At 44.3% G+C, this 14,971-nt stretch carries 14 protein-coding genes; 8 read left to right on the top strand and 6 right to left on the bottom strand.

Annotated features, from left to right (window positions below):
- The first annotated feature begins 105 nt into the window (after positions 1-105).
- Positions 106-555 carry a VOC family protein gene (locus tag F891_RS12290; RefSeq protein ID WP_005263639.1) on the top strand — a complete coding sequence of 150 codons (450 nt, stop codon included), beginning with the start codon at positions 106-108 and terminating at the stop codon, positions 553-555.
- Between the two features lie 65 nt (positions 556-620).
- On the opposite strand, the gene F891_RS12295 is transcribed toward F891_RS12290, so the two are convergent.
- The 3 genes from F891_RS12295 to F891_RS12305 form a co-directional block, all read right to left on the bottom strand.
- Positions 621-1,106 (bottom strand): DUF934 domain-containing protein, encoded by a 486-nt coding sequence (locus tag F891_RS12295; protein WP_005263640.1) that lies wholly within the window; start codon positions 1,104-1,106, stop codon positions 621-623.
- Positions 1,099-2,742 carry a nitrite/sulfite reductase gene (locus tag F891_RS12300; RefSeq protein ID WP_005263642.1) on the bottom strand — a complete coding sequence of 548 codons (1,644 nt, stop codon included), beginning with the start codon at positions 2,740-2,742 and terminating at the stop codon, positions 1,099-1,101. Before F891_RS12300 ends, F891_RS12295 begins: the two co-directional genes overlap by 8 nt.
- 254 nt (positions 2,743-2,996) lie before the next feature.
- A complete protein-coding gene (locus F891_RS12305; protein ID WP_005263644.1) occupies positions 2,997-4,118 on the bottom strand; it encodes a CaiB/BaiF CoA transferase family protein in 1,122 nt (373 codons plus the stop codon).
- A gap of 213 nt (positions 4,119-4,331) precedes the next feature.
- Here F891_RS12305 and F891_RS12310 point away from each other — a divergent pair, with 213 nt between their 5' ends.
- From F891_RS12310 to F891_RS12325, 4 genes are all read left to right on the top strand, one after another.
- Positions 4,332-5,342, top strand: coding sequence for an AraC family transcriptional regulator (locus tag F891_RS12310; protein ID WP_005169495.1), 1,011 nt, complete (start codon positions 4,332-4,334; stop codon positions 5,340-5,342).
- Between the two features lie 195 nt (positions 5,343-5,537).
- On the top strand, positions 5,538-6,743 hold the full coding sequence (locus tag F891_RS12315; RefSeq protein WP_005263651.1) for an acetyl-CoA C-acetyltransferase: 1,206 nt from the start codon (positions 5,538-5,540) through the stop codon (positions 6,741-6,743).
- A gap of 11 nt (positions 6,744-6,754) precedes the next feature.
- Positions 6,755-8,890, top strand: a complete 2,136-nt coding sequence (locus F891_RS12320; RefSeq protein WP_005263652.1) for a 3-hydroxyacyl-CoA dehydrogenase NAD-binding domain-containing protein — start codon at positions 6,755-6,757, stop codon at positions 8,888-8,890.
- 160 nt (positions 8,891-9,050) lie between these two features.
- Positions 9,051-9,398 carry a hypothetical protein gene (locus tag F891_RS12325; RefSeq protein WP_005106128.1) on the top strand — a complete coding sequence of 116 codons (348 nt, stop codon included), beginning with the start codon at positions 9,051-9,053 and terminating at the stop codon, positions 9,396-9,398.
- A gap of 69 nt (positions 9,399-9,467) precedes the next feature.
- Here F891_RS12325 and F891_RS12330 read toward each other — a convergent pair whose 3' ends face one another.
- Positions 9,468-9,899 (bottom strand): GNAT family N-acetyltransferase, encoded by a 432-nt coding sequence (locus tag F891_RS12330; protein ID WP_005263653.1) that lies wholly within the window; start codon positions 9,897-9,899, stop codon positions 9,468-9,470.
- A complete protein-coding gene (locus F891_RS12335) occupies positions 9,893-11,116 on the bottom strand; it encodes a class I SAM-dependent methyltransferase (RefSeq protein ID WP_005263654.1) in 1,224 nt (407 codons plus the stop codon). The genes F891_RS12330 and F891_RS12335 overlap by 7 nt, the downstream gene beginning before the upstream one ends.
- Before the next feature lie 103 nt (positions 11,117-11,219).
- Here F891_RS12335 and trhA point away from each other — a divergent pair, with 103 nt between their 5' ends.
- The 3 genes from trhA (at position 11,220) to F891_RS12350 (ending at position 13,847) form a co-directional block, all read left to right on the top strand.
- Positions 11,220-11,864, top strand: a complete 645-nt coding sequence (trhA, locus tag F891_RS12340) for a PAQR family membrane homeostasis protein TrhA (RefSeq protein WP_005263655.1) — start codon at positions 11,220-11,222, stop codon at positions 11,862-11,864.
- Between the two features lie 142 nt (positions 11,865-12,006).
- A complete protein-coding gene (locus F891_RS12345) occupies positions 12,007-13,314 on the top strand; it encodes an MFS transporter (RefSeq protein WP_005263656.1) in 1,308 nt (435 codons plus the stop codon).
- Positions 13,315-13,445: 131 nt separating this feature from the next.
- Entirely contained in the window at positions 13,446-13,847 is a 402-nt protein-coding gene (locus F891_RS12350) for a hypothetical protein (protein ID WP_005263657.1), read from the top strand.
- 24 nt (positions 13,848-13,871) lie between these two features.
- Here the strand turns inward: F891_RS12350 and F891_RS12355 are convergent, their stop codons facing one another.
- Complete coding sequence (locus F891_RS12355) at positions 13,872-14,882, bottom strand: metallophosphoesterase (protein ID WP_005263658.1); 1,011 nt, start codon at positions 14,880-14,882, stop codon at positions 13,872-13,874.
- Positions 14,883-14,971 lie beyond the last annotated feature (89 nt).

Below are 14,971 nucleotides of genomic sequence, written 5' to 3' on the forward strand. Positions count from 1 at the left end.
TGATCTGGAGGATTTTTTTCGCTTACATTTTGATAAAGCTTGCTCGCGCAAAATACCACAAAGTGGCGTAGATTAAAGCAAGCAAAATAAAAAGGGAGTTCTCCCATGCAACTGAATCATTACCTCAATTTCCAAGGTCAGGCTGAAGCAGCCTTTAACTTTTATAAATCAGTTTTTGGAGGCGAATTTTCAAGTCTGAGTCGTTATGGTGAAATGCCAGCTGAAGAAGGTGTCACACTGTCGGAAGTGGATAAAAATAAAATCTTGCATATCTCACTTCCCATTAACGAATTTACAGAACTGATGGCATCCGATACGAATGATCAATTTTGTGCACAAAACAATACCGTTTTCATTCAAGGTAATAACCACTATATTTCCATTAACTTAGATGCCAGCGAACAAGCTGAAGCACAACGACTCTTTGATGCTTTATCGGTGAATGGTCAAATTGAGATGCCGCTAGAAAAGACCTTTTGGGGCGCACTTTATGCTGCCTTTAGCGATCAGTTTGGAATTCACTGGATGATCAACTGTCAACTTGAAGAAAATTAAAGGTTTTTATCAAGATATAAAAAAGCCGGAATCAATCCGGCTTTTTGACAGCAACTTAATTTAAATTAAGCACCTGTTTGATAATGTGCCTGTGCAACCGCAGTTGATGCCTGGTACGGATTTTTGAAATCATTCAAACCGGCAGCCGCTTCCTGAATATCTTTACCTTCTTTAATCACGAAAGTGTCGAAACCTGAACGCTTCATGTAGTTCAAAACATCTTTGAATACATCCCCAGTAGCACGCAATTCGCCTTGGAAACCCTGACGGCGAAGAAGTGCTGCAAATGAATAACCACGACCATCATTAAAACCGGCAAACTCAATAAAGATTGCATCTAGCTGATCCAATGGAAACTCATTGGTTTCAGGCGAAGCATCTACGGTTAAGTACAATGCTTTTTTACCTGTCACATTGGCAATCTGGTCTAACTGATCCACAGTCAGAACCACATCACCCTGTGGTAAAACACCATCTTCACCCATCAATTGATAGGTATTGTCTGCAATCGTGCCATCTTTAGAGAGCACTTGAAGTGCGGTATTAAGCATATGCACGCTCCTTGAATGGTTGAATGCCGACACGGCGATAAGTATCGATAAACTCTTCACCATCCTGACGCAGGTCAAGATAAGTATTCAAAATTTCTTCTACGATATCCGGCACGACTTCGGCTGCAAATGATGGCCCAAGAATGTCACCAATTGACGCATCATGATCGGCATTACCGCCTAAAGTGATCTGGTAGAACTCAGCGCCTTTCTTGTCTACACCTAGAATACCAATATTACCCACATGGTGATGGCCACAAGCATTCATACAACCTGAAATATTCAGATCCAGTTTGCCTAAATTGTAAATCGTATCCAGGTCATCAAAACGGCGTGAAATTGCTTCAGAAATCGGAATGGATTTCGCATTCGCCAATGAACAGAAATCACCGCCCGGGCAGCAAATAATGTCGGTCAAGAAACCGATATGCGCACGTGCCAGGTTGTTTTGGTCAAGGGTTTGCCATACAGCGAACAAATCTTTTTGTGGGACATCGACCAGGGAAATGTTTTGTTCATGCGTGGTACGCAGCTCACCGAAAGTGTACTGATCGGCAAGATCTGCAATCAGGTTCATTTCTTCTGTGCTGACATCACCCGGTGCAATCCCGGCACGTTTCAGTGAAATCGTCACGATACGATAACCTTTCACTTTATGTGCATTGGTATTGATGTTGAACCACTGTTTGAATTTTGGATATTGTGCAAATAGTTCAGTGAAATCTTCATCTGTATAATCTTGGTAGTCAAATGGCGTGAAGTTCTCATCCATTTTCGCCAAGGTGTCTGCATCGATTTTCAGTGTTTTAATCGTATGCGCAAATTCAGCTTCAACTTTCTCGGCAAATACTGCTGGTGTTAAAGCTTTTACCAGAATCTTGATACGTGCTTTATATTTGTTGTCGCGACGGCCATGCAAGTTATACACACGAAGGACTGCTTCCAGATAAGCAATCAGGTCTTCACGCGGCAAGAACTCACGGATAAAGCTACCAATCACTGGCGTACGGCCGAGACCACCACCGACTTTGATTTTATAGCCCATTTCGCCTGCTTCATTACGCACAATATACACACCGATATCGTGGAATGCAGTGGCTGCACGGTCAGTTTCTTCAAGCGCAGAGACTGCAATCTTGAATTTACGTGGCAAGAAAGCAAATTCCGGATGGAAGGTTGACCATTGACGGATCAATTCACAAGTCGGACGTGGATCGGCAATTTCACCTGCAACCACACCTGCATACTGATCCGTCGTGGTATTACGGATACAGTTACCTGATGTTTGGATCGCATGCATCTGAACGGATGCCAGTTCTTGCAACATGTCTGGTACGTTTTCAAGTGCAGGCCAGTTAAACTGAATATTTTGACGTGTTGATACGTGCGCATAGCCACGGTCATAGTCTTTGGCTAATTCTGCAATTTTACGCAATTGTTTTGAATTCATCAGACCATAAGGCACCGCGATACGCAACATCGGCGCATAACGTTGTACATAAAGGCCGTTTTGCAGACGAAGCGGACGGTATTCATCTTCCGTCAATTTACCCGCTAAATAACGTTCCGTTTGGTCACGGAACTGTGCAACACGTTCATTGATCAGTTGCTGATCGAAATCAGTATATAAATACATGGCGTACAGCTAGTAGTTTCTATTATATCGTCGGCAAGGATAACGAGATTAAAACTATCAATAAAATGCTTTTTATACATATTTCATAGCGGTTTTATTGATAAGCCTGACAAAGTTTCACGGATCTCGGTATTTACAGCACTGGATTAAATTTAAAGTAATAATGATGAAAATCTTCAATTATTATTACTTATTTTCATATAGGAAAAATTTCCTCTCATTTCATTAATAATCTAATTAACACGTTAAGAATATTACCAATTTTGACTTTCTCCCAATTGCTGTCCTACAAACTCATAGCGTATCGTAGAACGTGAAAATTTAATCGGACAAGCCAATTGTGCTTCGGTCTGCTGACTGCTGGATTTGAGTGGCACCTGTACTATCCATCCCCGCTGCTGAGCCAGATCAGAATGTAACGCTTCCTCAAGTCTGAGCACCGGTTCGACACAGACATCCAGCGCGGCAAACAGCATTTGCCATTCAGCTAATGACTTGGTCTTGATTTTATTCTTAATCGCCTGCTTCACCACAGCATGATCTTCAGCGGCATAAGAAGCGCCTTTTTCCAGAAGAATCGGCAGCTCTAAAGCCTGTGCCAATCCCTGCATAAATTGTGGTTCCAGACTGCCAATCGATAGATAACGCCCATCCTGGGTTTCATAATAGTCGTAAAAAGTACCGCCATTCAGATACCCTGATTCAGGCCGTTGATGCTGATTACCGGCCAGACTGGCTGAAGCCGCCAGATTATTCATCGTCACCACGCAATCGGTCATGGAAATATCAATATATTGCCCTTTTCCGCTTTGCTGACGTTCAATCACCGCGGCCAGAATCGCAATCACGGCATGCATGGAACCACCCGCAACATCAGCGACCTGAATCCCCAAGGCAGGTGGGCCATTTTCAATCCGGCCACTGTGTCCGGCAATTCCGGATAAAGCCAGATAATTAATGTCGTGCCCTGCCTTATCTTTATATGTGCCAGTTTGGCCGTAACCGGTAATGGAACAGTAAATCAATTTTGGATTAATTTCGCTTAAGGTTTGATAGTCTAGCCCAAGACGTTGCATTACACCGGGACGGAATTGCTCAATCACAATGTCATAATCTGCAATCTTGGATTTAACCAGTTCAATATTCGCAGGATCTTTCAAATCCAGTGCAACCGATTGCTTGTTTCGGTTCAAATAACTTTGTGAAGTGGCCTGTCCATTGGCAAAGGGTGGCATTAATCGCAACAGGTCCGGTCGGGTTGGTGATTCAATATGCACAACTTCTGCACCTAAATCAGCAAGATATAATGTGGCAAACGGGCCGGGTAAAAGTGTAGAAAAATCTAGGATTTTCAATCCTTTTAATACATATGACATTGGAGTATTTGCTCTACTTATATTGCTTTTTTCAGCATCTTAGGCACATAAATGCACAAAAACAATGTCATGTTCAGCCATTTACCTTGATAGTTTCGGCAATCTAATATGTAAGAAAATGGCAAAGGTATTCTTGTAAATTGCCATTGCTTTATTATTTTTCGTCATTTAGGTCAATTATTAGTGAACATTAAAGAGACTGAAGGATTAAACATGAGTCGTGATACGATCAGTATCCACTTCGTCAATGCTGCCTTATCTGGCGTTAAACGTCTGGGCATGGATGTCGATACTTTATTGTCTCACGTCGGGATTGAAGCAGAGCTGCTGCATCAGCCCAAAGCGCGTATTTCGCCTGAACAATATACCCGCTTTATTAAAATGTTGTGGATGGTGACCCAGGACGAGCATGTCGGCTTTGACAAACAGCAACGCCGCTTGGGTACTTTTGCGATTATGTGCCAGCTCATTATTCATGCCAAAACCCTGGGTGATGCACTGGAACTATCTTCCCAGTTCTACAAACTCTTTGGTGATGACTGGTCGGTGACTCTGGAACGTGACAAACACGAAGCACGTCTGGTACCACTTATTCCAAATGCGATGGATCCGGATCATTTCATTACTGAAAGCATGTTGATGATCTGGCATGGTTTGGCATCTTGGCTCATTGAGCGTCGCCTGCCACTGGAACGCGTGCATTTTAGTTATCCACGTCCAGCACATGCCGATGAATATGATGCCTTATTCTTTGCACCAGTGATGCAGTTCGACATGCCGCGCACCGAAATTACCTTTGCTGCGGACTATCTGGACCTGCCAATTCGCCAGAATGAAGAAACTCTGGAAGAATTTTTGAAAGCAGCGCCAGCTCAACTTCTGGTGAAATTCAAAAATACCAATTCACTGACTTCAAGAATCCGTGATGTGCTCAAGAGCCAGATTGGGGAAGAAATGCCGACATTAAATGATGTCGCATCGATGTTATATCTTTCTCCACAAACCTTGCGTCGCCGTCTGGCAGCCGAAGGCAAAAGCTATCAAGGTGTGAAAGATGCCCTGCGCCGTGATGCCGCAATTCATCTGTTACTTAATCCGGATCTGACCCTCGAAGATGTCGCGCAACAAGTCGGTTTCAGTGAAACCAGTACTTTCCACCGTGCCTTCAAGAAATGGACCGGTGTAACTCCGGGTCTGTATCGCCAATTACATGGTTATCATTGATCAAATGGTGCCTAGCCGCATTTAAAAATTAAAATCGGTTCTCTCCGCCTAAGCCTTAGCTTAGGCTTTTTTATAACTAAAATTGGCTAAATCGCTCAAATGATCTGACCCGTTCTCGTCATTGCACTTCAAAAATTAAGTATTACACTCGAGTCATTAGAATAATTTTCATCAAATCAATAAAAGGGACATGCTATGAGCGAGGCATATATTATTGACGCCATTCGTACGCCACGCGGAAAAGGCAAAAAAGATGGATCTTTACATCAAGTAAAACCCATTTCATTACTGACTGGTTTACTCAATGAACTTCAGGCTCGTCATCAATTTGATACCTCAAAAGTAGATGATATCGTGCTCGGCTGTGTCACCCCAATTGGTGATCAGGGTGCCGATATTGCCAAAACGGCTGCCATCGCTGCCGGCTGGGACAATGATGTGGCGGGTGTGCAAATTAACCGTTTTTGTGCTTCCGGTCTGGAAGCTGTCAATCTGGCCGCACAAAAAGTCCGTTCTGGCTGGGAAGATCTGGTTGTTGCAGGTGGAGTCGAATCCATGTCCCGCGTTCCGATGGGTTCAGACGGTGGTCCTTGGGCACTGGACCCTGAAACCAATATGGCTTGTGACTTTATTCCACAAGGTATTGGTGCGGACTTGATTGCTACCATTGACGGTTATAGCCGTGCAGATGTAGATCAGTTTGCCGAACAATCACAAAAGAAAGCGGCTGCTGCTCAAGCCCATGGCCATTTCAATGCATCCGTGATCCCGGTAAAAGACAAAGCCGGTGTGGTGATTCTGGACAAAGACGAATTTATCAAACCGACAACGACCGCAGAAGGCCTAGGCAAACTCAATCCAAGTTTCGCCACTATGGGGCAAATGGGCTTTGATTCAATTGCCCTGCAAAAATATCCTGAAGTGGGTGCTATCAATCATGTGCATCATGCCGGGAATTCTTCAGGCATTGTCGATGGTGCAGCTGTGGTTTTGATCGCATCCGAACAAGCAGTAAAAGAACAAGGTCTGAAGCCACGTGCCAAAGTACTGGCGACGGCACTGGTCGGTGCAGATCCAACCATTATGCTGACCGGCCCTGCCCCGGCCGCTCGTAAGGCCTTGGCGAAAGCCGGTTTAAAAATTGATGATATTGACCTGTTTGAAGTCAATGAAGCCTTTGCTGCTGTGGTGATGCGCTTTATCAATGAAATGAAGATTGATCCTGCCAAGGTGAATGTCAACGGCGGTGCAATTGCCATGGGACATCCACTCGGTGCGACTGGTGCGATGATTTTAGGGACATTACTGGACGAGTTAGAACGCCAGGGCAAAAAGCGGGGTCTGGCTACACTTTGTGTTGGTGGCGGTATGGGCATCGCAACCATTATTGAACTGGTATAAGGAGAAAAACAATGAGCGCAATTCAGTTTGAAAAAAATGCCGACAATATTGTTATTTTAACTTTTGATTCTCCAAACCAGTCTGCCAATACCATGAATGCAGATTTTCGTGCTGCCTTGGCTGAAACTGTAGAAAAACTTAAAGCCGATGAAAACATTAGCGGTATCATTTTCCGGTCTGCGAAAAAAACCTTCTTTGCTGGCGGCGATCTGGATGAACTGATTCAAGCCACGCCTGAGCATGCGACTGAATTCTTCAACATGATTGAAGAGATGAAAGCACAAATGCGCTATATCGAAACTCGTGGCATTCCTGTCGTTGCTGCCTTGAATGGTACGGCGCTTGGCGGGGGCTGGGAAATTGCCTTGTGTGCCCATCATCGTATTGCCCTGAATGACCCTAAAAGCAAATTTGGCCTGCCTGAAGTCACACTGGGTTTATTACCAGGTGGCGGTGGTATCGTCCGTAGCGTCCGCCTGCTCGGTCTGCAAAATGCCCTTCCTTTATTAATGGAAGGCAAACAGTTTGGAGTCGATAAAGCCAGATCTTTAGGGTTGATTCATGAGATCGCAGACAGTACAGATGAATTGCTAGAAAAGGCCATTGCCTGGATCAAAGCCAATCTAAAATCTCAGCAGCCATTCGATGTAAAAGGCTATAAAATTCCGGGTGGTAGCCCTTCGACACCAGCAGTTGCACAGATGCTGGCAATTGCTCCGGCGATGCTGCGCGATAAAACCAAAGGCTGCTACCCTGCACCTGAAGCGATCATGTCGGCTGCGGTAGAAGGTGCACAGGTCGATGTCGATACTGCCCTGACCATTGAATCGCGTTACTTTACTTATTTGGCGACCGGTCAAATTTCTAAAAATATGATTGGCACCTTCTGGCATGGTCTGAATGCAATCAAGTCCGGCGCCAGTCGCCCTCAAGGTCTTGAAAGGTGGAAAGCCACTAAAGTCGGTATTCTAGGTGCGGGTATGATGGGTGCTGGGATCGCCTATGCCACTGCCAGCAAAGGCATTCCTGTAGTATTAAAAGATATTTCAATCGAAGCAGCTGAAAAAGGCAAAGCCTATAGCCAGAAACTGCTGGATAAAAAATTCGCTCAAGGGCGTTTATCAGCCGAGAAACGAGATCAGGTTTTAAGCCTGATTCAAACAACTGCATCGAATGCAGATCTAGCCGGTTGCGACCTGATCATTGAAGCCGTATTTGAGAATCCCACGCTCAAGGCTCAAGTTACACAAGAGGCAGAACAATATCTTGCCAGCAACGGCGTAATGGCTTCGAATACCTCGACCCTGCCGATCACAGAATTAGCCCAGGCTTCAAAAAATGATCAGAACTTTATCGGCCTGCATTTCTTCAGTCCGGTCGATAAAATGCAGCTAGTGGAAATTATCAAAGGTAAAAATACCTCGCCAGAAACGCTGGCCAAAGCTTTCGATTTCGTGCAGCAAATTGGCAAATTACCGATTGTGGTGAATGACAGCCGTGGTTTCTTTACTAGCCGCGTGTTTGGTACCTTTGTGCAGGAAGGTTTACGCCTGCTGGCAGAAGGTGTACATCCGGCGCGAATTGAAATGGCTGCACTCAAAGCCGGTATGCCGATGGGTCCGTTGGCGATTCAGGATGAAGTGTCCTTGACCTTGTCTGAACATGTGGCCAATGAAAGATATAAAGCTTTAGAAGCACAAGGTCAGACCATCACTAAATCACCTGCGGATGAGGTGATTCACAGCATGATTCACGAATTTAACCGTAAAGGTAAGGCTGCCGGCCAAGGTTTTTATGATTATCCGGCCGATGCCAAAAAGCAGCTCTGGTCTGGTCTCAGCTACTGGAAAAAAGACAACGATATTTCTGAACAGGAAATGATTGACCGCTTCCTATTTGTACAGGCATTAGATACCGTGCGCTGTCTGGAAGAAGGTGTCCTGGAATCTGTCGTTGATGCCAATGTCGGTTCCATTTTTGGTATTGGCTTTGCCGCCTGGACGGGCGGTGCAGTACAATTCCTGAATCAGTATGGTTTAGCCAAAGCCGTGACCCGTGCCAAAGTACTTGAAAATAAATATGGCGAACGCTTCAAAGCCCCACAACTCCTCAAAGATCGCGCAGCACACGCCCAGCCGATTCAATAACTTAGGCACTTAAATAAAAGAGGAACGTGTTTCCTCTTTTTTATCTTCTGGATTTGCTTAATGCACTGGATAGACTCATCTGATGACAGATTTCGATCTGCTTTTTGATCAATTTATGTTATAAAGTTACATAAGTTTGATATCCACGTGGGTAAGACCTATGACTGATCACAGTTCACCTGAAAAATCTCCTTGGGGCTGGAAAGCACTTATCATCTTCTGTATTTTAGGTGGATTATTCATGCTTATTTTTTGGCTCGCGATAAGTAATGAACCGGATTACATGCCAAGCCAGCAAAATAAACAAACTACCCAGCAACACGCTTTTAAAAATGCACCGACGATGTCTCCAGAAGCCATTGCCAAAGCGCAAGCAGATCGTGAAGCACGTGAAGCTGCCAATACTGCTCATCCAGGTACGACAGCCGCTGAACACAATATGTCAGCTGAAGAACATGCCAATATGGATAATGCCGAGCACAGCTCAAATGCAGCACATGGCCACTGATCCAGATTCAGTCTATGCATCAAAAAGCGAGGTCAATGCCTCGCTTTTTCGTATTTGAATGGCTGAAAATTAAAGCTTTAAATACATATCAATATGCGGAATTCCACAATCCAGATATTCATCACCTTGAGCTTCAAATCCTAGCGCTTGATAGAAGCCAATGGCGTGCACTTGCGAAGACAGCTTTACCAACTTATGCTGCTCTGCACGCGCATAGTCAATCACGGCCTGCATCAAGCGCTGACCAACACCTAAACCGCGTGCTGTGGTTAGGACTGCAACCCGACCGATACTATTATTTGACAATAAGCGTGCTGTAGCAATCGCCTGATCCTGCTGAAAAACAATGAAATGTACAGCAACCGCATCCTCAGCATCCCACTCATCTTCAGCTGCTATATGCTGTTCTTGAATAAATACGGCTTCACGAATCATTTTGGCAGGCGTTGCCAAATCCTTCCAGCTGCCGGACACTATTTTCAATTCTGGATTATTTAGCATTTAGAACCAATTCCCTGCTGATCCCATTGATCATTAAGCAACAATTCCAGTGAATGTTTCTGGATCCCATACATCTCTTTTAGTGCCTGGATTTGTGCCAGAACTTCCTGATCGGGTTGTTGATAGTCTTTGCGTTTTGTCGCCAGAATCATTTTATTTTTACTGGTATGTTCCAGCGCCACAAATTCAAAAACTTTGGTTTCATAACCATAAGCTTTGAGCAGTAAAGCACGAATGGTATCGGTCAACATTTCTGCCTGCTGTCCGGCATGAATACCAAACTGTAACATCGGGCTCAGGACTTTTGGCGCCTGCAACTGCGGACGCAATTCCTTATGACAACACGGTGCACACATGATCATCTGTGCATTCAGGCGAATCCCGCTATGAATCGCAAAATCTGTTGCTACATCACAGGCATGTAAGGCAATCATCACATCCAGACGTTCTGGCGCATAAGTACGCACATCCCCCTGGAAAAAGTCCAGCTGATCAAAACCAGATTGCTGCGCGACATTCTGGCAGAATTCAACCATTTTCGGATTAAGCTCTACCCCCGTGACATGCGGCGTCTCACCATGTTTTTGCATATAGTCATATAAAGCACAGGTCAGATAGCCTTTACCGGAGCCAAAATCCACCACACGCAGACCTTCGACTTGTGGCTTGAGCTGCGCCAATGCACCCGAAAAAATCTCGACAAATTTATTAATCTGTTTCCATTTACGCGCCATGCTCGGAATGATCTGCGCATTATGATCGCTAATGCCGAGATGCTGTAAAAAGATGCTGTCCTGATCAACATGACGTTGTTTAATCCGGTCATGACCCTGTTCAGCGGACTTGGCCTGAAGCGTCGAGTTTTTGTTTTTAGTACGGGTCAACATGGCTTTTTTCTTGTTTTTTTTTAGCTGTAACTCTTCATCTAGCGTCAGCAAATTGGCTTGCTTGCAACATGCTAATAATGCCGTCACCTGCGCCAGTGCATCCGCTAGAGGATAGTTTTTGGTGACATCCTGAGTTTTATGGCGATACAGACAGCTCATTACTTTTTGCCCATTTAATGAAATGACTCGCAAGGTCATTTTCTCTAAATCCTGCAGTTCACCTTTATACTGGCTTAAGATCAGACGATCAAATTGATCACTTTCAACAGCTTGCTGAAATACATCTAAAAACTGCTGTTCTTGGTCTGAGAGAGTTGCCAACGTTGACATAGATAAAACCTGAAATGAATTGCCCCTCAAGTTTAAATCTTCTTAACCTAAAAGCAAAATTGAATTACTATACAAATGTATATTTTAAAGAAGAATGACAATCATGCAGAATGCGCCGCTGGTTCCAGATTATGATCACACTGAGGAACGAATTAATTATATCAGTCATGCTGTGGGTGCTGGACTATCGGTAATTGCTGGTATTCTTTTGATTATTAAAGGGTCTTATCTCAGTACTGGACAATGGATTGGACTTTGGGTCTACGCGCTGAGCATGATCTTGCTGTTCTCTGCGTCGATGCTCTATCACATGGCCACCTCAGCAGACCGTCGTTATTTTTATAAAAAAGTTGATCATACTGCAATTTATTATTTAATCGCCGGAACCTATACGCCTTTCCTGTCAATTGCCATTCCAACAGCCAAAGCCCAGTATTTATTGATTGCACTCTGGGTGATCGCCCTCATTGGTACACTGTTCAAGTTCGTTTTCATTCATCGTTTCCAGAAAATTTCTTTGGCGGCTTATCTGGCCATGGGCTGGCTGGCGCTACTGGTGATGGATGATATGCAACAATATCTCAGTGCTCAATCTTTGACCTTTCTGATCATTGGCGGATTGGCTTATACCGTAGGTGCATTGTTTTACGCTTTAAAAAGAGTAAGATATACCCACGCTATCTGGCACATATTTGTATTGATAGGCGCAGGATCACATTTTCTGTCTATCTATCTTTACGTGATTTAATCATCTTCTTTTTCATTTCAGTGACCCTGAGCGAGTTAAAGCGAGAAGATTGCAGTTGTTTTTTTAAAAAATTACGCCTTTTTTAAAAAGATTACGCTTTTAAAACTAAGCTTTTTTATTTTTAGTAAGTGTAAGGTTCTTCATGGCGTCGTCTAATTCTGCTGCTCAGCCAGCACAAAATTCAAAATTTCGCGTTTTAACCGCGAGCTTGGTCGGTACTACAATCGAGTTCTTCGATTTTTATATCTATGCCACTGCTGCTGTCATTATTTTTCCATATCTGTTCTTCCCTGCAAGTACAGATCCGATGACTGCCACCATTCAGTCGCTTGCCACTTTCGCCATTGCCTTTATTGCCCGCCCGATTGGTGCGGCACTCTTTGGTCATTTGGGTGACCGGATCGGGCGAAAAGCCACATTGGTCGCTGCCTTGCTGACCATGGGTATTTCCACCGTTGCGATTGGCCTCTTGCCCACTTATGCGCAAATCGGGATTGCTGCACCACTCTTGCTTGCACTCTGTCGTTTAGGTCAGGGCTTGGGGCTGGGTGGTGAATGGTCAGGTGCAGTACTTCTTGCCACCGAGAATGCACCTGAAGGTAAACGTGCCTGGTATGGCATGTTCCCGCAACTGGGTGCTCCAATCGGCTTTATTCTGGCAACAGGTTCTTTCCTGACGTTGGGCGCTTTCATGTCTGAGGCTGACTTTATGGCTTGGGGCTGGCGTATTCCATTTATCTCAAGTGCCTTGCTGGTGATTGTCGGTTTATGGATTCGTTTAAAACTGCATGAAACCCCGGCATTCCAAAAGGTGCTAGATAAACAAAAAGAAGTGAACATTCCATTTGTTCAAGTCTTCAAAAAACATTCTCGCATGCTGATACTCGGCACCATCGCTGCAATTTGTACCTTCGTGGTGTTCTACCTCACCACAGTATTTGCATTGCAATGGGGTACTAAACAGCTAGGTTATTCTCGTGAAGAATTCCTGCAATTGCAGTTAGTTGCAACCCTATGTTTTGCTGCCTTTATCCCGCTTTCAGCAGTATTGGCCGAGAAATTTGGCCGTAAGACTACTTCGATTGCAGTATGTGTCATTTCTGCGATTTTCGGTATCTTCTTTGCAGATATGCTTGAATCTGGCAGCACCTTGGTGGTGTTCCTGTTCTTGTGTATTGGTCTGGCGATCATGGGCTTAACTTATGGGCCAATCGGTACTGTATTGTCTGAAATCTTCCCGACTTCAGTACGTTACACGGGTTCTGCATTAACCTTTAACTTGGCAGGTATTTTCGGCGCATCATTTGCACCGCTAATCGCAACCAAGCTGGCAACGGCCTATGGTTTGTCTGCAGTCGGTTATTACCTGACCGCAGCATCTATCCTGTCGCTTGTCGCATTTTTGCTGATTCGTGAAACCAAGAATGATGATGTAAATAATCAGATCTAAGGTTCTAGATCGATTCAAAAGCCAGCACTCGATGCTGGCTTTTTTATGATTTCACAACAAAACTCGGCTACTTATCTCGTTAAATTTTCTCAACAATCAAATGAACTCAATTCAAAACATGAGGCAAGACCATGCAGGATCTTATTGAATACCTATCGCAGGAGCAGTTGGTCAATATCATTATTTTGCTAGAAGATGATAAAAAATTAGAAGCTGTTCGCTATATCACCGAGAATACACCCTTGGATGAAGCTCAGGCACTGCAAGTGATTGATGAAATTGTGCGGGAACATGATGTGGTCATGAAGCCTGAGAGTACCGGTCCACGCTTTAGTGATGATGCCGGTGATATCGACCTGGTGACACCACCCTTAGAAATCCCCACCCATCCTAGTTTGAGCACATCCACAGAAGCTGAAATTACTGCACAGCAATTACGTGAAAATGTGCCGACCCGCAAAATCGAAAAGAAAATCTGGATGATGGCGGCCATCGCAGTGGTGTTGCTGATTCTGGTCTGGATCATCAGTTAATACAGTACAGCACGCCGACTGAATTTAAATCAGTTCAATAATATCAATGGTAGGCGGCACCCGAAAACGGAAAGGTACACCGACCAAGCCGGTACCAACAGTCACGAACACATCTGCATGTTCATGACGGTACATACCCTTTTTATGTCCCAAAATTGAAACCTTTTTCATGACGTAATTAGTTAGCCAAGGCAGCTCCACCTGTCCGCCATGAGTATGCCCGGACAGCATTAAAGGACGCGTTGGCAGTTTTGGAATCATATCGACCGTATCCGGGTTATGCGACAGAATGACCCAAGGCTTGTCCTGAGGCAATTCGGGCAAACTGCGCATATCGGCTTTACCAGCCCAGAGATCACCCACGCCCAAAAGTCGGAATTCATCAAATTCGACAATTTGACCTTCGATATCCATGACCTGATTGACTTGCAGTGCATAGTGCAACAGTTCGCGAATCGGCGGTCCGGGATATTGCTCGTCATGGTTACCATTGACTGAATAGACCGGAGCGTGAATCTCTTTTAAAACTGCCAATTCCTGTGCCAGTTTATTTTCTGGCTCGTAAGTCCAGTCGCCAGCAACCACCACCAAATCAGGTTGAATATGATTTAATTTGTGTACAATTTGTCGCAACTGACGCTCATGACCCGAAAACAGACCGATATGCAAATCTGCAATCAGGGCGATTTTTACTGGCTGCTTTAAACGTTTATCTGCATTGATCTGATATTGTGTCGTTTTCACTTGAATTAAATGCGGCTCGATAAAGCGTGCATAAGTCAAAACCCCACTAAGCAAAAATACAAAAATAGCTTCATGCAGCGAATAATACCCCGTCCATCCAGCATAAATACTGAAGAAAACCAAAGGGATTAATAAATAGGCAAGATAAAAAGCCAGCAAATGACCAAAAGCTTTAAAGGGATGAATGGTTTCGGTACGTGATTGGCTCGACCATGCCTGAGCCACAGCCCAGATGGCTAAAATCGCCATTCCCAAATAAAAATAAAACAGTACGGAATTCGAATCCCACATAAATTGGCCTTATTCAGTCGAGCAGCAGATTACTGGCTTTATATTTATCTTTTCATAGCTGGCAATTATACTCAATTCTAATTTTTCAT

This window comes from Acinetobacter sp. CIP 101966 (assembly GCF_000369725.1).
GTDB lineage: Bacteria > Pseudomonadota > Gammaproteobacteria > Pseudomonadales > Moraxellaceae > Acinetobacter > Acinetobacter lwoffii_Q.